General features: G+C 45.6%; 20 protein-coding genes. 12 read left to right on the forward strand and 8 right to left on the reverse strand.

The features are described from left to right. Positions 1-15 precede the first annotated feature (15 nt). The 4 genes from argD to argC all read right to left on the reverse strand — a co-directional run bounded on the left by argD (position 16) and on the right by argC (position 4,404). Positions 16-1,170: an acetylornithine transaminase gene (argD, locus tag UFB30_RS02545; protein ID WP_322420101.1), complete on the reverse strand. Its 1,155-nt coding sequence runs from the start codon at positions 1,168-1,170 to the stop codon at positions 16-18. Beyond that, complete coding sequence (gene argB / locus UFB30_RS02550; RefSeq protein ID WP_322420102.1) at positions 1,167-1,937, reverse strand: acetylglutamate kinase; 771 nt, start codon at positions 1,935-1,937, stop codon at positions 1,167-1,169. The genes argD and argB overlap by 4 nt, the downstream gene beginning before the upstream one ends. Continuing rightward, a complete protein-coding gene (argJ, locus tag UFB30_RS02555; protein ID WP_322420103.1) occupies positions 1,900-3,126 on the reverse strand; it encodes a bifunctional ornithine acetyltransferase/N-acetylglutamate synthase in 1,227 nt (408 codons plus the stop codon). Before argJ ends, argB begins: the two co-directional genes overlap by 38 nt. Before the next feature lie 246 nt (positions 3,127-3,372). Beyond that, complete coding sequence (gene argC, locus UFB30_RS02560) at positions 3,373-4,404, reverse strand: N-acetyl-gamma-glutamyl-phosphate reductase (protein ID WP_322420104.1); 1,032 nt, start codon at positions 4,402-4,404, stop codon at positions 3,373-3,375. Positions 4,405-4,974: 570 nt separating this feature from the next. On the opposite strand from argC, the gene UFB30_RS02565 reads away from it, so the two are divergent. The 5 genes from UFB30_RS02565 (at position 4,975) to UFB30_RS02585 (ending at position 8,486) form a co-directional block, all read left to right on the forward strand. Further along, positions 4,975-5,346: a VOC family protein gene (locus UFB30_RS02565; RefSeq protein WP_322420105.1), complete on the forward strand. Its 372-nt coding sequence runs from the start codon at positions 4,975-4,977 to the stop codon at positions 5,344-5,346. A gap of 203 nt (positions 5,347-5,549) precedes the next feature. After that, positions 5,550-5,918 (forward strand): response regulator, encoded by a 369-nt coding sequence (locus UFB30_RS02570; protein ID WP_322420106.1) that lies wholly within the window; start codon positions 5,550-5,552, stop codon positions 5,916-5,918. A 487-nt stretch (positions 5,919-6,405) separates the two neighbouring features. Then, a complete protein-coding gene (locus UFB30_RS02575; RefSeq protein WP_322420107.1) occupies positions 6,406-7,194 on the forward strand; it encodes a hypothetical protein in 789 nt (262 codons plus the stop codon). Positions 7,195-7,206: 12 nt separating this feature from the next. Beyond that, positions 7,207-8,160, forward strand: coding sequence for a peptide-methionine (R)-S-oxide reductase MsrB (gene msrB / locus UFB30_RS02580; RefSeq protein ID WP_322420108.1), 954 nt, complete (start codon positions 7,207-7,209; stop codon positions 8,158-8,160). 14 nt (positions 8,161-8,174) lie between these two features. Beyond that, complete coding sequence (locus UFB30_RS02585; protein WP_322420109.1) at positions 8,175-8,486, forward strand: hypothetical protein; 312 nt, start codon at positions 8,175-8,177, stop codon at positions 8,484-8,486. A gap of 50 nt (positions 8,487-8,536) precedes the next feature. Here UFB30_RS02585 and UFB30_RS02590 read toward each other — a convergent pair whose 3' ends face one another. Further along, positions 8,537-9,346: an SGNH/GDSL hydrolase family protein gene (locus UFB30_RS02590; RefSeq protein ID WP_322420110.1), complete on the reverse strand. Its 810-nt coding sequence runs from the start codon at positions 9,344-9,346 to the stop codon at positions 8,537-8,539. A 158-nt stretch (positions 9,347-9,504) separates the two neighbouring features. Between UFB30_RS02590 and UFB30_RS02595 the strand changes: the two genes are divergently transcribed. The 3 genes from UFB30_RS02595 (at position 9,505) to UFB30_RS02605 (ending at position 13,840) form a co-directional block, all read left to right on the forward strand. Then, the gene (locus UFB30_RS02595; protein WP_322420111.1) at positions 9,505-9,975 is read left to right on the forward strand and encodes a DUF3284 domain-containing protein; all 471 of its coding nucleotides are present in this window, start codon (positions 9,505-9,507) and stop codon (positions 9,973-9,975) included. Then, the gene (locus UFB30_RS02600) at positions 9,956-11,137 is read left to right on the forward strand and encodes a class I SAM-dependent rRNA methyltransferase (RefSeq protein WP_322420112.1); all 1,182 of its coding nucleotides are present in this window, start codon (positions 9,956-9,958) and stop codon (positions 11,135-11,137) included. Before UFB30_RS02595 ends, UFB30_RS02600 begins: the two co-directional genes overlap by 20 nt. A 456-nt stretch (positions 11,138-11,593) precedes the next feature. Further along, positions 11,594-13,840: a helicase C-terminal domain-containing protein gene (locus UFB30_RS02605; RefSeq protein WP_322420113.1), complete on the forward strand. Its 2,247-nt coding sequence runs from the start codon at positions 11,594-11,596 to the stop codon at positions 13,838-13,840. A 211-nt stretch (positions 13,841-14,051) separates the two neighbouring features. Here the strand turns inward: UFB30_RS02605 and UFB30_RS02610 are convergent, their stop codons facing one another. The 3 genes from UFB30_RS02610 to UFB30_RS02620 form a co-directional block, all read right to left on the reverse strand. After that, positions 14,052-14,243, reverse strand: a complete 192-nt coding sequence (locus UFB30_RS02610; protein ID WP_322420114.1) for a YwbE family protein — start codon at positions 14,241-14,243, stop codon at positions 14,052-14,054. Between the two features lie 87 nt (positions 14,244-14,330). Beyond that, positions 14,331-15,224, reverse strand: coding sequence for a manganese catalase family protein (locus tag UFB30_RS02615; RefSeq protein ID WP_322420115.1), 894 nt, complete (start codon positions 15,222-15,224; stop codon positions 14,331-14,333). A gap of 62 nt (positions 15,225-15,286) precedes the next feature. Continuing rightward, positions 15,287-15,502: a YuzF family protein gene (locus UFB30_RS02620; protein ID WP_322420116.1), complete on the reverse strand. Its 216-nt coding sequence runs from the start codon at positions 15,500-15,502 to the stop codon at positions 15,287-15,289. 278 nt (positions 15,503-15,780) lie between these two features. Between UFB30_RS02620 and UFB30_RS02625 the strand changes: the two genes are divergently transcribed. The 4 genes from UFB30_RS02625 (at position 15,781) to UFB30_RS02640 (ending at position 19,873) form a co-directional block, all read left to right on the forward strand. After that, positions 15,781-15,966, forward strand: coding sequence for a hypothetical protein (locus UFB30_RS02625; RefSeq protein WP_322420117.1), 186 nt, complete (start codon positions 15,781-15,783; stop codon positions 15,964-15,966). 17 nt (positions 15,967-15,983) lie between these two features. After that, on the forward strand, positions 15,984-16,286 hold the full coding sequence (locus tag UFB30_RS02630) for a DUF4212 domain-containing protein (RefSeq protein WP_322420118.1): 303 nt from the start codon (positions 15,984-15,986) through the stop codon (positions 16,284-16,286). A gap of 67 nt (positions 16,287-16,353) precedes the next feature. Next, a complete protein-coding gene (locus UFB30_RS02635) occupies positions 16,354-18,030 on the forward strand; it encodes a sodium:solute symporter family protein (RefSeq protein ID WP_322420119.1) in 1,677 nt (558 codons plus the stop codon). Continuing rightward, the gene (locus UFB30_RS02640) at positions 17,999-19,873 is read left to right on the forward strand and encodes a DUF294 nucleotidyltransferase-like domain-containing protein (protein ID WP_322420120.1); all 1,875 of its coding nucleotides are present in this window, start codon (positions 17,999-18,001) and stop codon (positions 19,871-19,873) included. The genes UFB30_RS02635 and UFB30_RS02640 overlap by 32 nt, the downstream gene beginning before the upstream one ends.

The following is a 19,873-nucleotide window of genomic DNA, read 5'->3' on the forward strand; positions in this document are numbered from 1 at the left end:
TGAACTACAAAAACCTCAACTCACCGTATACTCAACCTGCATCATTGTCTTCTCAAGCAGTGATGCCGCCTGCTTACATTCCTCATAGCTGACAGTAAGCGGAGGCAGCAGTCTGATGACGTTTGGTCCTGCAGGTACGAGCAGCAGCCCGTTTTCCTCTGCTTTTTTTACAATGGGACCAGCTTCGGTGCTTAGGACGATCCCAAGCATTAAGCCTTTACCCTGAATGCACGTCACCTGTGAGAGGCCGAAAAGGGAAGCGAGCTGCTCGCGAAGATAAGCGGCTTTTTTCCGGACTTCTTCAAGAAAAGCTTCGTTAAAAATGTGATCAACGACTGTCTGTGCTGCTGTAACAGCAAGCGGATTGCCGCCGTATGTGGATCCATGTGAGCCTGGACCGAAATAGTCAGCCAGCGCTTCAGTGCCGAGAATTGCCCCGACCGGAAATCCGCCGCCTAGTCCTTTTGCGAGTGTAACAATATCGGGTTTAAGCGGCGTCTGTTCAAACGCATAACGGGTGCCTGTGCGGCCGATTCCGGTTTGCACCTCATCAATGATCAGTAAAAACCCGGCTGATTCGCTGAGCTTCTGCAACTCAGTAGCGAAATCTTCATCAATCGGATTCACACCGCCTTCACCTTGAATGACTTCAAGCATGACGGCTGCCGTATCTTCATCAATCGCAGCCTTTAAAGCTTCTACATTGTTAAAAGGGATCGTCCGGAACTCAGGCATGAGCGGACCGAAGCCTTCTTTTACTTTATCCTGACCGGTTGCGGCCATGGCGCCGGTTGTTCGACCGTGAAAGGACTGTTCAAATGTAATGATCACGTGTTTCCCAGTCGCTTTACGGGCCAGTTTGATTGCCGCTTCATTCGCTTCAGCTCCGCTATTGCAAAACAGCGCGCGTGAAAGCGGCGTGTCTTTGACAAGATCAGCTGCGAGCTTTTCCTGGGCAGGACTTTCAAACAGATTTGAAATATGCCAGAGGTTTTCAGCCTGTGTCTGCAAAGCGCTGACCATTTTAGGGTGACTGTGTCCGAGGCTTACAACTGCGATCCCGCTTGTGAAATCAAGGTAGGTTTTACCCTGATCGTCCCAGACGGTCGTTCCTTCACCTTTCACTATATGAAGTGAACGCCTCGCATAGTTTTGAAAAAGTGCACTCATTTGACAACCACCTCCTTTAAAATCGTCGTACCTTCAAGCATTTCGTTCACAATTCGGACGGTTGGAATATCCGCTTCCAGACAGCCGGCAGCTGCCTGGACTTTTGGGATCATACCGCCGTAGATTGTGCCGTCTGAAATCCATCCGTTGATTTCATGCGGATGAGTGGTTGTGACGGTCTCGCCGTTTACTTTAATCCCTGGTGTGTCAGTTACAAAAAGAAGTTCATCAGCACCAATTGCAGCAGCGATTTTTTCAGCTGCAGTGTCTGCATTTATGTTCAGCGCCTGTCCGTCATTGGTTCTGCCGATACAGGAAATGACCGGTACAGTACCTTCAAGGAGCGCGAGCAGGGCAGGGTTCACATCATCAATTTTCCCGACATAGCCGTATGTCGCCTGATCTAAAAAGGATGCTTTCATTAATCCGCCGTCAAAGCCGTTTAACCCGACGGCCTGGATAGCCGCCTGTTCGAGCTGGTGGACGATCCATGGGTTCACTGATCCGATCAGCGTCGTCTGAACGATTTCTATGGCTTCAGCAGGCGTAACACGCAGTCCGTTGACAACGGTGGTTTCAATCTGTGCTTCTTTCAGCTTACGGTTAATGGCAGGGCCGCCACCGTGAACAATGATGACCTTTTTACCGCTTTCAATCATCTGGTGAATACCTTTGAAAAAGTCGGGGGTCAGCCGCTCGAGCAGACTGCCGCCAAGCTTAATGACTGTTTTATGTTCTGTAGCTTGCGTTGATCTGTACATAGTCATATGTCAGGTCGCACCCCCATGCAAGTCCTTTCCCATCACCCTGATTCACGTTGACCTTCAGTTTGATTTCAGGCTGCTTCAGATATTCAGTAAGCTCATCCTCTGAAAATGGAAGTGGTTCACCTTCACGGACAACCGGTGTCGTACCGATCAGAATTTCAACTTCATTCGGATCAATCGTCATTCCGCTGTAGCCGACAGCTGCAAGAATACGTCCCCAGTTGGCATCGCAGCCAAACGCTGCAGTCTTTACAAGAGGTGAGCCTACTACTGTTTTCGCAATTTTACGTGCTTCCTCATCATTCTTCGCGCCGTTCACTTCAACCTCAATCAGCTTCGTCGCACCTTCACCGTCCTTGGCGATCATTTTGCCGAGGTCCTCACATACATGTAAAAGCGTCTGAACGAACACCTTCCAGTCAGGGTGGGATGGAGAGAGTGTCTCATTTTCAGCCAGTCCATTCGCCATGACAAGTACCATATCATTCGTTGATGTATCGCCGTCTACGGTAATGGAGTTAAATGAACGGTCCACTACTGATTTCAGTGCGCTGTGCAGGTGGTCTGATTCAATCGCGGCGTCTGTTGAAATAAATCCTAGCATCGTTGCCATATTCGGATGAATCATGCCCGATCCTTTTGCAGTCCCGGCAACGGTTACGGTTTTCCCGTCAATATCCACTTTATAAGCAGTATTTTTCGATACCGTATCAGTCGTCAGGATGGATTGTGAAAAGTCAATTGACCCTTTTAAGCCGGCAACAGGTTCAAGCTTTGGAATTCCGTATTTCAGGCGGTCCATTGGAAGTTTCTCACCAATAACGCCGGTAGAGGCAACGCCAACAAGGTGTGGTTCGATATTTAAAAGATTTGCTGTTAGATGCTGCATCGTCTGCGCATCTATATAACCCTGCTTACCTGTGCAGGCATTGGCATTTCCTGAGTTCACGATAATTGCCTGCATCTTCTTTTCAACGGCAAGCGCTTCTTTTGTAACTTTTAAAGGCGCTGCCTGAACCGCATTTGTCGTATACACGCCGGCAGCGTTTGCAGGAACCTCACTTACTAAAAGTGCAAGGTCATTCTTTTTATGTTTAATACCGCAGTGCAGTCCTGCAGCCTTAAATCCAATTGGCGAAGCAATATTATTACCTGAAATCTTTTTGATTGATGGATAGACAGTTGTCATACTATTCCTCCTTAAATAAAAGCGGAAGGCGCTGGTCGGTTCGCGCCTGAAGCTATATAAAGTTTGCTATTCACAATTCAAGCTGAACCTTGGAGTGAAGGACGGAGACTCCTGCGGAAAAACGATCGGGAAAGACCCCGCAGAGCAGTGATCTTCTGCTCGAGGAGGCTTGAGCGTTCGTCCGCGGAAAGCGGAGTCCTTCACGGAAAGGTGAAGCGGTTCATGAACGGCAAGTTTCATTGCAAGTTATATATACGAAGGAACCAGATCAAGTCCTTCTGTTTCCTTAAATCCAAACTGAACGTTCATATTCTGAATGGCCTGACCTGCTGCACCTTTTACGAGGTTGTCAATGACTGAGACGATCGTGGCGCGATTTGTCCGCGGGTCCACGTGGGTTTGAAGGTCGCAGTAATTTGAGCCGTACACCTGGTTTGTGCTGAACTTTGGTCCCGGTGGCATTACTCTGACGAACGTTTCATGCTGGTAACTTTCCTGATAACATTCCTGCAGCTGCTTCTCGGTTACACCGTCAGCAAGCGGTGCATAAGCAGCTGCCAAGATTCCCCGTGTCATTGGCACAAGGTGGGTGCTGAAGGTGATGGGTCGTGTCTTCTCCGCAAACCGGGCAAGGCCCGTTTCGATCTCAGGTATATGCTGATGTTTGTTGACTTTATAGATAGAAAGACTTTCATTTGTTTCGCTGAAATGTGTCATTTGATTCGGCTTGTTACCCGCTCCAGACACACCACTTTTTGCGTCAATAATCAGGCTGTCAGTATCAATCAGTCCGTTTTTAACAGCAGGGAGCAGGCTGAGCAGAACAGCTGTCGGATAACAGCCGGGATTAGCAACCATCACTGCGTCTTTGACAGCTTCACGGTTCCATTCAGTCAGTCCATATACTGCTTTTTGAAGCGAGGAAGCTGGTGCTGCATCTTTTCCGTACCACTGAGTGTAATCTTCAGCTGATAAGCGGTAGTCACCTGAAAGGTCGATGATGCGAGGTCCCTTTCCGATCAGAGGAGGGAGCAGTCTGCTTGTCACCCCACTTGGTGTACTTGTGAATATAACATCCAGTTTCGCTAAATGTTCAATTCTGATTTTATGAAGAGGTGTGTCATAAATATTCATTAAATATGAATATTTATGAGAAAATAACTCTCCTTCATCAGAAGAAGTAAACAGGTCAATTGATGAAATTCCGCTGTGACGATGTAAAAGCCTGATCAGCTCAAGACCGCCATAACCGGTTGCACCTATAATTCCAACTTTCACATCCATCACTCCAAAAAAATATGTTAGGCATATTATAGAGATGTATAAAAATAAAATCAACCGTATTTTTATAAAATGTTGCGCAATTCTGCTAATGGTAACGCTTACAATATAGATAGCAGTAGGAAGAAACTTTTTTAAAGAATCAGTTTGTAATTTTTTTTAATGAAGTAATGATTACGGTTAGATTAAATATTTGTGAATAAGCCCTGCGCATATCTTTATGAAGTGATATTCGTTAAAATAAAAGGAAGTAATCAATCTTAAGGGAGGTTTTCTTATCAGCCGCATTGCTTCACATCCGTATGTGATGATCACGCGTAAAATTGAGTGGGAAGAACAGCACATCATCGAACACGAAAGTTTTCTGCACCTTTACCCTCAAAAGCTCACTGATGACTCCAATGAATTTTATTTCCACGAAATTCTTGATCTTTCCTATAAAGAAAGCCAGAGAAGTTTTGGTTTATTATACGTGCATACGACCCGCGGACTTTACCCTTATAAAGTCAGAGAGAATCCAATTGAATTTATCAGGATGGTTGAAGAAAGAATAAAGGGAGTGTTTTAATGAGTTTTCGATTTGAAGGCATTGATCATGTGCAATTGACAGCACCTGAAGGCAGTGAAGATGAAGCGCGGAGATTTTACACTGACCTGCTGGGGTTGAAAGAAATACCAAAGCCTGTTAACCTTCGTGGGAATGGTGGGTGCTGGTTTATATGTGGGAACCAGGAAATACACATCGGGCGTGAGGAGCCATATACTCCGCCAAGAAAGGCGCATCCGGCATTTATCGTAAAGAATCTGGAGGAACTTCGCATTTGTTTATCTGAACAGAATGTATCTATTCAGGAAGAACAGCCGATCGAAGGAAGAACAAGGTTTTTTGTCAGAGACCCTTTTGGAAATAAATTAGAATTTCTTGAATATCACGTTTAACAAATTTTAAATGAGGTAAACATAAAGGTTTTGCTTACAACCTTTGACAAATACGTATAAGTATGAAAAGATTGGTATAACAGATCGCAACTCTGTTAAGTGCAGTTGTTTTCATGTAAGGAGCGTATTTTTTTCTAAATTTAAATCAGTTAATAAATGTGACCATCAGGCTTATGGAATGAAGTAGTTAGGAGGTCATCAGCATGCAGCGAATCATGATTATTGAAGATAACGCTGACCTTCGCTTGGATCTCACAGAACAGGTTTCTGACCTGGGGTATCAATCCATACCGGTCACAGATTTTGAACGGATTATTGAGCATTTCATCGAAGAAAAACCAGATTTGGTGCTCTTGGATGTAAAACTGCCTTATTTCGACGGTTTTTACTGGTACCGTCAAATCAGAGAGTATTCCAAATGTCCGATTGTCTATCTGTGGCATCACGAAGATGCAACAAGAGGGTTACAAGTGGCAAGAGAAGGTAAGAGAACGACCGGAGATGTGTTGCCGCTGACGTCGGAAATGTTAAGAACAACTTTGACACAGTATTTAAAAAATAGATTGAAATAAATGACTGACTCCCCGGCAGAAGCCTGGGAGTTTTTCTTTTGGGATTTATAGAGCAAGGCTTGTGCTTGCAGATCATTTGGCGTATTTGAACAAGTCAGGGCGGGATTCGGGCAACTGGCGCTGTAACATAGACAGGTTCCCGGGTGTATCGCGACATCCTCCAGCATAATAGAGACAACTCCAGCAAAAAAGCAACATCTGGCCCGTGTCTGCCCTGCATGCACTTAGGAAACAGGCTCTTAGTGTCTTAAAGGCATTAAGAGGGGCTGGCGATTGTGATTCAGATAATGGGTATGAACAAGTCAGGGCGGGATTCGGACAACTGGCGCCGGAACATAGACAAATTCCCGGGCGTATCGCGGCATCCTTAACGTGAAAACCGGCAACCTGGCCTAAAATACCAACGATTTCCCCTCCGCCCCCCACATAACTGAAACAATTCACTCGTTTATCCGTATAAGTAACTAGAAAAAGTGAGGTGTCCTGGATGAAAAAAGAGAATGTTGCGCTGATTGCGGGATTATTATTTATGGCAGCGGCGGCTGCGGTCATGTTTTATTATGAAGTAGAGCTTTTAAACGCATTGGCATTTCCGATATTTGCGATTGGTATATCGCCGTACTTTTACATAAGATCGAAAGAGAAAGAAGCTAAATGGCTGTCAGAGGCTGCTGAACTTGCAGGGAAATCTCTGCTTGATGAGAATGAATGGATTTATGAGTATACAGGCAGCTCTTATAGCTCATTGACAATTGTTAATAAAGACGGGGAGTATATAGGGGCTTATAAAATTGTGAATCTTCCGCTGTGGAAAAAAGTGGTCTCGATGTTTTTGTCTGGTCTAGACGCATATTACTCTTTCACAGCAGGCGTATTTACCTCTCACAATGAACCGGCGGTTGCTTTTCAAAAAAGAAAAGAAAACGGCCGGAATGTGCTGGAAATCAGAAACCACGAAGGTAAAACAGTTGGGTATTATAAGGAAGAGAAGAAATTAACGAGAACAAATGGAGCGATCTATACAGCAGATGGGGAGCTTCTGTGTGATGTGAAAACAAAATCACTGGCCGGTGACTTTCATCTGCAAACAGAAGACGGAAGGTTTTTCGCATCATACATGCAAGGGTATTTCGATTACGCAATGAAGCCGCAGTTTCAAAAATCCACTGCACTTGACCTTGTAAAAGTAGGCGATCAGCTTTCTGAAATTGAAAAAACCCTTGCCGCCGCAGTCGTGTGTTATTGGATGAGTTATCTGCAGCGAGGAAACAGATAGGGGTGATGTTAAATGGAAAAAGCAATGTTCGCAGGCGGCTGTTTCTGGTGCCTGGTCAGACCCATTCAGGAACGTGATGGTGTACTGAAAGTAATATCAGGTTATACAGGAGGGACTGAAGAAGACGCTGTGTACTCTAAGGTGAAAAACGGCGGGACGGGCCATGTGGAAGCTGTTTATATTGAATATGATCAAGAACGGATTTCCTATAAAGAACTACTGGATATCTACTGGCCCCTGACTGATCCAACCGATTCAGAAGGTCAGTTTTCTGACCGTGGTGCCGCATACAGATCGATTATTTTTACGTATACGGATGAACAGAGAGCGCAAGCCGAGAAATCCAAATCAGCGCTTGCGGAAAGCGGTCGTTTTGAAAAGCAGATTGTCACAGAGATTAGGGAAGCAGGACCTTTTTATCCGGCAGAGGATTTCCATCAGGACTTTGATCTGAAAAACAGCTTTCGTTATGCCCTGTATGTTCAGGGGTCCGGACGTGAAAAGTTTCAGCGTACCTACTGGCCTAAAGATCGAACGCATTTAAAAGAGAAGCTGACTGACCTGCAGTATTTCGTGACGCAGGAAAATGGCACGGAGCCTCCTTATGAAAATGAGTACTGGGATAATGAGCGTGAAGGAGTTTACGTGGATATTGTGTCAGGTGAACCGCTGTTTTCATCGCGCGATCAGTATGATGCCGGCTGCGGATGGCCGTCTTTTACTAAGCCGATTACTGATTCAATGGTGGAGGAGAAGTGGGATGTCTCCACGAAAAACACGCGTCGTGAGATCAGAAGCCGGCATGCTGATTCCCATCTTGGACATGTGTTTGAAGACGGGCCGGAGAGTAAAGGTGGTTTGCGTTACTGCATCAACTCAGCGGCACTGCGGTTTATCCCGAAAGAGCGGCTTGAGGAAGAAGGTTACGGTGACTTTATGATATTATTTGCTTTAAAGAGAGATTAGAGGAGGACCTTCTGTTGAAAAATGCCAAGGTGGCTTTGCTGTTATTCGGAAGCCAGTTTTTCTATCTATTATTTCTGCCGATCTGGTTCACCTTTTACGGCGTATCACTCATGAATATAGAGCAGGATGGATCATTTGCAGGGCGCATGGTGCTGTATGCCGTTGGATCTTATCCGGTTGTACTGATGGCTGTGATTGTCATCTCATGGATGGCTTATCATAAGTATAACTGGAAGAAGATGCTGCTTGTGAACAGTCTGCCGATTGTGTGGATTACACCGATTTTATTTATGTTTATCTTTGCGACAATGTTTGGCGGGGCATAATCACGAAAAAAGCTTCACTGCCTGATTGAACGGGCAGTGAAGCTTTTTCATTACTCTCCGAATTTCGGCAGCGTCAATTTATTATGATACAGCTGATTAAACCACATTTCATACCCGAGGTCATTCGGATGAATGGTGTCGTCCAGCATATCTTCAAGCGCAATATCACGTTCAGTCATTTCATTTAAAATCGCATCATGTGTATCAAAGTAGCGCCAGCCGTTTTCAGCGGCAACTGCTTTTGTCAGGTTGTTATAATCAGCAAACGTTAGTCCAAGCTCGTTCAGACCTGATTCTGTCAGGTTTGTCTTTAGGATCGGATTGGGTGAGATGAATAGAATCTCAACACCCGGAATTGCCTGGGTAAATGTGCGATAAAGCTCTTCAAGTGAAGATTGTGTTGCTTCAAGTGAAACGCTCTGACGGTAATTGTTAATGACAGATGTCTCAAGGATTAACAGGTCCGGTCTGCTTTTGAGAACGCCTTGAACCACATCAGGGCGTAAGAGCATCTCAGAAGTATAGCCGGAGTGTCCATGATTGGCAATGGTGACATGCTTCAGTGGGCGTGATGTGCTGCGGATTTCATTTTGCAGCAGCGCGCGCCATGTGTGGGAAGGGACGCTTGCGCCAACACCTTTTGTCACGCTGCTTCCAAGTGTGACAACACGAGCAGAGCCATTTTTTAATACGCGATAAGTCAAAAAGTCTATATATGAAAGATCAGTGTTATGTGCCGGGTTAAGTTTCTGCAGCTCTTCTGCTACAGCGCTTTGCTTAGAACGATATTCACCGCGTACCATTCCCATCAGTACGAGGAACACACAGCTGATCAACAGCAGCTTTGATAAATGTTTCATCTGGCAGATACATTCCTTTCGTTTGTCGGTAACACGTTATAAATGTAATTGTAACAAAAATGTAATAATACCTCAATAGGTCTGCCGTCCTTCTCGGCATAAGCGGGATGAACACGTTATAATGGTAAGTAGTAAATGTGTACAGGAGGTTTCAGAAAATGGGTGCATTAAATCAGACAATGGTCATTGAACGTCCGATTGAAACAGTTTTTAATGAGACGATCCAAATGGAAAAGTCACCGGAAATCATGGATCAGGTCATCAGTATAAAAAAGCTGACTGAAGGTCCAATTGGTGAAGGGACCAGATATGAAGAAGTGAGAGACCTCGGAGGACGTAAAGTGCAATCTGTGCTTGTTGTGACTGAATTTGTAGTCAACAAATCCTATGCAGTGACAAGTGAACAGAATGGTGTGAAAATCAACTTCCGTTATACATTCCGTGAAGAGGATGAAAATAGCACATTTGTCACATTTGACGGAACCATCACAACAGAGGGCTTTGCACGTTCACTTTTTAAAGGGATGATTGTCCGCATGATTTCAAAAGAGGAACTATTTCATTTACAAAAGCTGAAAAAATATATTGAAAGCCGTACGGAGGGCAAGCATGACGAAAATAACGATTAAAAAAGGTTTTTCAGAAAAAATCCGTGAAGGATGGCCGCTGCTGACAAAAGAGATGGTCCAGCAGGGCAATATAGATGAAGAAGGAAAAGTGTTTACTGCGATTGATCCGCGCGGGCAGTTTCTCGCAAAGGGCTATCTCGGAAAGCAAAACAAGGGCTCGGGCTGGCTGTTAACATGGAAGCAAAATGAGGAGATCGGTGCTTCCCTTTTTAAAAAGAAGCTTGAGGAGGCCGCAGGTTACCGTAAAAATTTCTTTGAAGATGACCAGACAGATGCTTTCCGTCTCTTCAACGGTGAAGGAGACGGCATTGGCGGTCTGACAATTGATCACTACGCAGGTCATTACCTGTTCACGTGGTACAGCATCGGGATCTATCATTTCAGAGACGAAATCCTGAGCGCATTCGAAGAGATCCTTCCTTATAAAAGCATTTACGAAAAAAAGCGCTTTGATTCAAAAGGGCAATATGTAGAGGACGACGATTTTGTAAAAGGTGAGCGGCCTGATTTTCCGCTGTTGGTAAAAGAAAATGGCGCACATTTCGCCGTTTACCTGAATGATGGTGCGATGACAGGGGTGTTTCTTGATCAGCGCAATGTGAGAAAAGCGATCAGGGACAAGTATGCTGAAGGCAAAACCGTGCTGAATACATTCTCTTATACAGGCGCTTTTTCAGTGTTCGCAGCGCTTGGTGGCGCAATGAAAACAACAAGTGTCGACCTGGCCAACCGCAGTGTACCGAAAACGATTGAACAGTTCAGCATGAATGGCATTGACTATGAAGCGCAGGACATCCTCGTTCGCGACGTATTCCGCTATTTCAACTACTGCGTGAAAAACGAAGTCAAATTTGACCTTGTCATCATGGACCCGCCAAGCTTTGCGCGCTCAAAAAAGCATACATTTTCAGCGTCAAAAGATTATAAAAACCTGGTGAAGCAGGCGATCGACATCACAGAGAAAAAAGGTGTGATTGTGGCTTCAACCAATGCGGCTTCATTTGATATGAAAAAGTTCAGGACCTTTATTGATCAGGCTTTTAAAGAAAAAGGTGCACGCTATAAAATCATCGAAACCTTCTCGCTGCCGGAAGACTTCCGCACGACTGAAGACTATCCGCCTGGTGATTACCTGAAGGTTTGTGTGATACAGACGCTTTAGGTTGGTCGGGCTGGCGAGTCTGCGGGTGCTGCAGGTGGTGATATGTCGGTATTGTGGCCGGAGTTGTCTCTATTGTGCTGCAGTTTGTCTCGATACACCCGGGAACTTGTCTGTATCCGGGCGCCATTTGTCCGTATTCAGCCCGAACTTGTTCAGTTCCGCCATCTGAGACGTTCCCGCCGGCCCCTCTTGATGCCCTTAAGACACTAAGAGCCTGTTTCTCAAGTGCATGCAGGGCAGAGTACAGGCTCTGCAGGTCAGATGTCGGTATTGTTGCTGAAGTTGTCTCTATTCCACCGCAGTATGTCGTGACACACCCGGGAGTTTGTCTGTGTCCGAGCGCCAGTTGTCTGAATCCAGCCTGTACTTGTTCAGTTTCACTACTTGAGTTGCCCGGATTACATAGAAGGGCAGCGGCTTCAAAAAGTACATATCGTTTTGAAAGGAGGACCCCTGATGGAGCCGGTCACACTATCTGCAAGAAGACTCGCTGAATACGTACACCGCAGTGGCAGCATAGACTCAGCGATCGGAAGCGCTAATGCCATGATGGAGGGTACCAGAATCCATCAGGCGATCCAGAAAACCTATGGCGAGGAAGACGAAAAAGAAAAATTTCTGTCACGCGAACTCAACCTTGAAGACAAAACGTTCATTTTGGAGGGACGCTGTGACGGTCTCTTAAAGCGTGAGAGCGGTTATATCGTGGATGAGATCAAATCTACGTCAAGACAGCTCGAAGACATAGAATCGCCTGCAGAGGTCCACAGAGCGCAGGCGTTTGTTTATGCGTGGATATTAACAGAAGAGCTGGAGCTTGAAGACATTCAGGTGCAGGTGACATACGTGCAGTCCTCCACCCGGGAGGAAATGCGCTTTATCGAAACGTACAGTGCCTCCTTTTTAAAAGAAAAAGTGATTGAAATGGTGAAGATTTACGAGCCATTTGCTTTATTGATGCAAAGTCTAAGGAAGGATCGGCAGGATTCGATCGGGACATTTACATTTCCGTTTGATTCATTCAGACCGGGTCAGCGCGAGCTGGCGGGCTCAGTTTATAAAACCATCAACGAAAAGGCGAAGCTGTTTGCGCAGGCGCCGACCGGGATCGGGAAAACCATTTCGACGCTATTTCCTGCTGTCAAAGCTGCTGGTGAAGAAAAAATTAACCAGATCGTCTACACTACCGCTAAAACAACGACGCGGATTGCGGCGGAAGAAGCGTTCAGCCTGATGCACAGTCAGGGGCTGAAGATGTCAGCTGTATCAATGACGGCAAAGGATAAAATCTGTTTTAAGGAAAAAACGATCTGCCAGAAGGAATACTGTGAATTTGCTGACGGGCATTTTGACCGGATTAACGGTGCGATGATGGATATTCTCGCTAATGAAACATTGATGACCCGAAGTGTGATTGAGAAGTATGCGATGAAGCACCGCGTATGCCCTTTTGAATTCTCCATGGATCTTTCGTATGTGGCGGATGCAATGATCGGGGATTATAATTACGTTTTTGATCCGCGCGTTTCGAGAAAGCGTATGGCAGGGGAGCAAAAAAGCAGGTCTGTGCTGCTTGTAGATGAGGCACATAATCTGCCGGACCGCGCGAGTAATATGTATTCAGCCTCACTAACCAAAGCGCCGTTTTTGCAGCTGAGCAGAAATGATCAGCACCCTGCGCTTCAGCAGGCAGCGAAGCGTGTGAATAAAGCTTTTTTAGAGGTGAAAAAAGAACTGGAAGAATCATTTGCGATTGTGACTGAACTGCCGGAAGAATGGCTTGAATCCGTTCAGGCATTTTTTTCGGAAGCAGAAAGACTTGTTCAGTCAGGTGTTCGGGATGAACAGGTGATTGAACAGTATTTCGCTGTTCGCCAGCTGACTGCAGCAGCTGAACAGATTGATGAGCGGTTTTATATCTACATTCAAAAAATGAGAAATGATGTGCTGGTGAAAGTCGTTTGTATGGACCCCTCAGCATTTATTCAGGGTTCTGCAAAAGGATACAGGGCGTCAGTCTTTTTCAGCGCAACCATGCAGCCGGTTTCTTATATCAGGACCATGCTGGGCGGGGAGCAGGAGGACTTTCAGCTCGACCTGCCATCTCCATTTAAAAAAGAGCAGATTGAAGTGAAAACTGTGCCGGTATCCACAAAATATAAAGACCGTGAAGCAACAATCAGGCGGATTACTGACGAACTCAGAAGCGCCATTGAGCGGCACACGGGTAACTTTATGGTCTTTTTTCCTTCCTACGCTTATATGAAAATGGCATATGAGTTTTTTGAAGAAGAAGGGATTGATGGTGTCGAGCTGATGATGCAGTCTTCAGGAATGAATGAAGCAGAACGCGATTCGTTTTTAGCTTCATTTAAAAATGGACAGAGGATTGCAGCGTTTGCAGTGCTTGGCGGCGTTTTTTCTGAAGGAGTGGATCTGCCCGGTGACCAGCTGACCGGTGTTGCCATTGTCGGTGTTGGTCTGCCGCAGATCAATCCTGAACGGGACCAGCTGAAAAAGTATTTTCAGGAAAAAGGGTTAAACGGTTATCAGTATGCTTATGTGTTTCCAGGCATGAATAAAGTGCTGCAGGCAGGGGGACGGCTGATCCGGACTGAACAGGACAGCGGGATTCTGCTGCTGATTGATGACCGGTACTTGACGGCACAGTATCAGAAGCTGCTGCCGGATGAGTGGAAGTAGGCGTGGGCTGTTTGTGGGTTCGTGGAAAAGTGTGTGGTATTCGGAGAAAAACGCGGTACGTTCGAAGAATAGAACGTGTGGTTCTTGGAGCTACATGATCGGTTCGTAGAAAAGCCACCATCGTTCACAGAAAAAGTGTAATTAGACCTCTCACCCATACAAATAAAAAAGCGATCCGGAAGCCAGCCTCCCGAACCGCACGATCACAAAATCAGTAAACCTTCTTCACACGGCCCACCTGTCCATCTTCAAGGCGTACTTTAATGCCATGGGGATGACTTGGCGAGTTCGTCAGAATATCTTTTACTGTACCAGTTGTCAGATTTCCTGATCGCTGGTCTTTTTTTAAGACGATATCAACCTGCTTACCGGCTGAAATATCGCTGCGCTTCTGTCCGTTCATTATACAATACCCCGCTTCGCTTTTCTTATAGTATAACAAAGAAAAGCCGGAGTACCCCAGCTTCTGCCTATCCTCCCGTTTTGAATCCTACATGTTTGCCTTGAGTCTCTTAGCAATCTGCTCGTATAGATCACGGTCGATCCCCGGTGCAAATTCCTCCGGCAGGTCATTCAGGTCAGGAATCTCACCGCCATCTTCCGGAATACCCTCCTTCACAATCAGCGGCTGTCCGTTTGCGGGGTTTGTGCCTTTCCATATCTGTTTAATATCTTTATAGTCATTGTCACTCCAGGTGAACAGAACGTTACCTACACCCTGATCTTCATACTTTCTGGCGTGATCAAATACCCGGTTGTCCAGGTTTGGAATTGGCAGCATTTTTGTCAGGTCAGTTCCTGTCGCAATCTCAATGGCTTTAGCGTAAGCAAGAATATGCACGCCTCCACGAACAAGCAGGTAGCCAATCATCTCCCGTGCAGTCGGGTGATCAGTCATTTCATAGACTCTCATCTTATGCGTTCTGGCCCCGATTTCCAAAAAGAAGTTATGAAGCAGATCCAGAATCAGATTGCCGCTTGAAAATACATAATCACCACGCCATGAATTGCCCATTGAATCTCCTGCAAGTGAGGTTTGTGCAGTTGCAATAAATGAGTAGGTGTTTCGTTTGTCTGTTGCGTTACTGAGTGGTGTTAAATCAGGCTCTGCGGTGAACGTTGTTCCTTTAGAAACAAGATTGATGGTATTGCTGACCAGCTCAACATGACCGAATTCTTCTGCTGTAATGCTGGCAACAAGATCATAAAATGGCTTAAGTTTGTGCTTTTGTCTAAAGTTAAAAGACTGATACATATAATTATTTAATGTAGACATTTCACCGAATTTACCGCCGAGCAGCTCCTGAACGGCTGCTGCTGCATTTGCATCACCGTACTCAGGAGCCGGAAGATCAATCAGCAATTTATTCACACGTTTAAACATGCAGTCCCTCCTCTGAATGGAAGCTCTGCTAACTGTATGAAAGCTGAAAAACAATTATGCTTTTAAGATGGGGAAATCCATACAATTTGCTGTGTACGGATGAAAAAAGGAACCTGATTGATTTCAATGACGATATGATCCGGAGCGGCACTCGTCAGCGTTCCCTGCACAGGGTTCTTGGTGGTTTGGACTGTAATCATTGTACCTACGAGTGAGTTCAACGCCTGGTACACAAAGGGATCATAATGACTGACAAATGTAAGCTGTTGTTCATTCATGAAAAACATCTCCTTTTTCAGAATGATGTAGTATATGCAAAAAAATTTAAATCTGTTTCCCAAGATAGTACAGATGATTTGAATACAAACAGAGGTTGTTATATTAAGTTTTTCAAATAGAACAGTAATTTAAGTTCTATATGAAACAGGACTTTGGACCTTTTTAACATTGTGAACAATTCTTGACATCAGGTGCTAATTAAATGAATAATGTAAAAAGGTTGAATATTCATTCTTTTTGTTGAATTAAAATGATAACGCTTACAGAGGGGGATGTTATGTTTTCTGTTTGGTTTTTAGGAATCATTACTGTGCTTTCAGTATTTTTTGCATTGAAGCTTAAGAAGAAGAGGTTGCTGTTTACACCTGTAATTGCTGTTGCAGCATTGCTTGTCATTGAAATTGCCAAAGTTCCAATGCCTTTCTGGGATACTGTGACATTTATTTTTGATCTGAGGGGCTAATGTAGAGGAGGAGAAACATGAAGAAAATTGATAAGAAGGTGGCTGACTCCTATTTTAAGACACGTACGACGCTGATTATGATCTATCTGGCAATCGGTGCAACGGTTTCTTATGGGGTTGTCCTGTTTGCAGAGCCGCTGTCGAATATCACATTTAACGGAATTCCGCTTCATTATTACATGGGTGCTCAAGGGGCCGTCTTGACTTTTATTATACTTCTGTTTGTCAATGCGATTGTCAGTGACCGTGTAGATAAAAAATATGGCATTGATGAAGCGCGTAACGAGTCAATCGGTTCAGGGAAGACTGTCGATCATTAAGAGAGGCTCGACCGAATGGTTGTCTTGACAACTAAATTGGAAGAGCGTCATTCAAAGGGGGAACAGGATGGATACTCAGTTTTTAGTCTCACTGGCATTTATACTTTTAACATTCGGTTTGTACATAGGAATTGCGATTTATAATCAGGCAAAGGCTACATCAGACTTTTACGTGGCAGGACGCGGAGTACCGCCAATTTATAACGGGATGGCGATTGGTGCCGACTGGATGAGTGCTGCTTCATTCATTGGTATGGCCGGAACCGTTATGGTCATGGGGTATGACGGACTTGGCTATATTATGGGATGGACAGGCGGTTATCTGCTCTTAACCTTCCTGATGGCGCCTCAGCTTCGTAAATACGGACGCTATACCGTTCCGGAGTTTATCGGGGACCGTTATGGCAGTAACCTTGCCAGATTGATTGCGGCTGTTGCGACGATCATCATCAGTTTCACGTATTCAATTGGACAGATGTCAGGATCCGGTGTCGTGATCGGCCGTCTGCTTGAAGTGGATTACCGCATCGGGACAATTATTGGTGCGTGTCTCATCGCCTTTTATTCAGCACTTGGAGGGATGAAGGGGATTACATGGACGCAGGTAGCGCAGTATGTGGTGTTAATCACAGCTTACCTTGTACCTGTTATCTTTATGGCACTTCAGCTGACTAATAACCCGCTTCCATGGGTTTCATACGGTTCAATCATTGAGGAAATGAGAGTGCTCGACCGTGAGCTTGGGATTTCAGAGTATGTTGTGCCATTTACTGAAGGAACCAAGTGGCAGTTCCTGGCCCTGATGTTTACGCTGATGGCCGGTACTGCGGGACTTCCACACGTGATTGTACGTTTTTACACAGTATCAACTATGAAGGCTGCGCGCTGGAGTGGTGCCTGGGCGCTGTTGTTTATTGGACTTCTATATCTTTCAGCACCTGCATATGCTGCATTTTCACGCTTTATCCTGATGACGCAGGTCGCGGGTTCACCAATTGATCAGCTTCCTGCATGGACAGCGTCATGGGTGGACACAGGCATGCTCCAGGTTGCAGATACGAGCGGGGATGGTGTGCTGCAGTGGCAGGAGCTTCAGATTGCAAATGACATTGTTGTTATGGCGACACCTGAGATTGCGAACCTTGGTATTTTTGTTATTGGCTTGATGGCAGCAGGTGCGATGGCTGCCGCGCTTTCAACAGCCGGTGGTCTGATGATTGCTATCTCAGCATCACTTTCACATGATATTTATTTCCGCTCAATTAATCCGAATGCATCTGATAAAAAGCGTCTGGCAGTTGGGCGCTGGTCAATTGTGCTCGCATCACTTGCAGCAGGTGTGATTGCACTGAATCCACCTGGAGCGATCACTCAGATCGTGGCATGGGCGTTTGCACTTGCTTCAGGCTCATTCTTCCCGGCACTGCTCCTTGGTGTATGGTGGAAGCGTTCAAATGCAAAAGGTGTCATTGCCGGAATGCTTGTCGGCTTATCAGTGACGCTTGGTTACATTTTTGCCGCGAAATACGGCGGATTCACGATTTTAGGCATTATTGATACAGGAGCCGGGGTCTTCGGTGCATCTGCTGCGATCATTGCGAACGTAGTCGTATCACTTGCAACGAAGCCGCCATCACAAAAGATTCAGGAAGAGGTTATTGACCTTCGTTATCCTGAGCAGATGACATACCGGGATGGAGAGGTGTGGCTTGATGACGGAAACGACGTACCGCCATCCAAGTGATGGTGAATCAATCAGAGCATTTATTAAAGAGACACCGCTTTTTAAAAACAGATCTGATATTGAGTTCAGCCGGCTCTATAATCTTTGTCAGGAGCGGCAGTACGACCAGGGCGTTTTAATTGCGGATGCGCGTAAAAAAAGGGAAGGAATTCTGCTGATTACATCAGGGCTTGCTGAAGTATACGCAGCAGGATTCCAGGGTGTCAGAGAAGTGCTTGAATTTGCAGGTCCCGGCGAAATTGTCGGGCTCGCAAGTATCAGTACGATGCTGAAGCCGACGGATGAACCTGTTCATACCGTTGAGATTTCAGCGCTTGAAACCACACAGGGTTTATTTATTCCATACAGTGTCCTGAAAGAGCTCTGGGGGGAGCCTTCAGTACAGCAGTACTTTTTGGAAAAAGCGATCTTCCGTCTGCAGGATGTGTACCAGTCATTAACTGAACAGATGCAGCAGGCGGGGTGGATCGAACAGCAGAAGCAGGTATTTCAGCGGGTGCAGGACATGATGTCCTCCCCGCTGCTTACCGTTTCAGCTGACAGTACCTTAGAAGAAGGCATCGGTTTTATGGCGCGTCATGAACTGAGCGCTGCAGTTTACGTAAAACATGAAGTCCCTTACATCGTATCCATGCGGGAAGTGATGAAGGCCATTGCTGAAAAACATCCACTTTCTTCACAGCTGTCAGCAATCGGGAAGGAATGTGCGGTCATTAAAAGGAACGCCTTTTATTATGATGCACTTGCCATCTTTCAGCTGAAAGGAGACCTGCGTCACATTGTGGTACTGGATGAGAGGGAGCGGCCGATTGGCATGCTGACCCTTTCAGATGTATTAAAACAGCGCCATCGTTCGATTCAGCACCTGATGAAGGAAATTCAGGCGGTTGGACCGTCCACACTTGAAAAGCTCTCCGGTGATCTGAAAAAAATGGCGTCCGGGCTCATAGAAGAACGCGCAAGCATCCGTATGCTGTCTTCTGCCATGACGCCGCTTTTTGATCAGCTGACAGGAAAGCTGATCAATGACGCTGTGAAAAATACAGGTCAACCTCCATGCGAATTTGCTTTTTATCAGATGGGCAGCGCAGGACGCGGAGAACAGTTCCAGATGACAGATCAGGATCACTTTCTTGTATTTGAAAGAAACGGCAGTGATGAAGAGGCTTATTTTGAAAAGCTTGGAGAGGAAATTACGTCTCTGCTGGAACAGGCAGGTTTTAAATTATGCGATGGCCAGATGATGGTCAGCAATCCGATATGGAGAGGGTCCGTGACCGACTGGCAGCAGCGGATCAGAAGGTGGGCATTACGCTCTACGCCGCAAAACATACTATATGCCTATAATTTTTTTGCGATGAGATGGCTGTATGGAAATGCGGAAGTCCACCATGATTTTATGAAAGGATTGAAGAAAGAACTCGAGCACTCAGGCGTATTATTAAGACAGATGGCAGAGGAAATCAGGTCGGTACCTATTCCTTCAATTGACCACCGGATCAGAAGCTTTATTTTGAGGGAAGGCAAAGTCATTGATCTGAAAAAGCAGGTGCTTTTCCCATTTCACCATGCCCTGCAAATCAGCTCTATCCGTGCAGGAATATTAGAAGGATCAACAGCTGACAGGATTGCGAAACTGACGGAAAAAGGAAAGATTGAAGAGGATACAGATCTGAAAGAAAGCATTGATTTTATTTTATCGCTGAACCTTCAGCGCAAGCAGGAAGGAACCTCTGAAGTCCGTCCGGATCAGCTGACTTCAAGGGAAAAAGCACTTTTATCAAAATCACTTGAAACACTGCGTCACTTTCAGCAGGCTGCAGTCAGGGAAATGGGTGTGTAA

Origin of the sequence: Jeotgalibacillus haloalkalitolerans (assembly GCF_034427455.1) — a bacterium.
Taxonomy (GTDB): domain Bacteria; phylum Bacillota; class Bacilli; order Bacillales; family Jeotgalibacillaceae; genus Jeotgalibacillus; species Jeotgalibacillus haloalkalitolerans.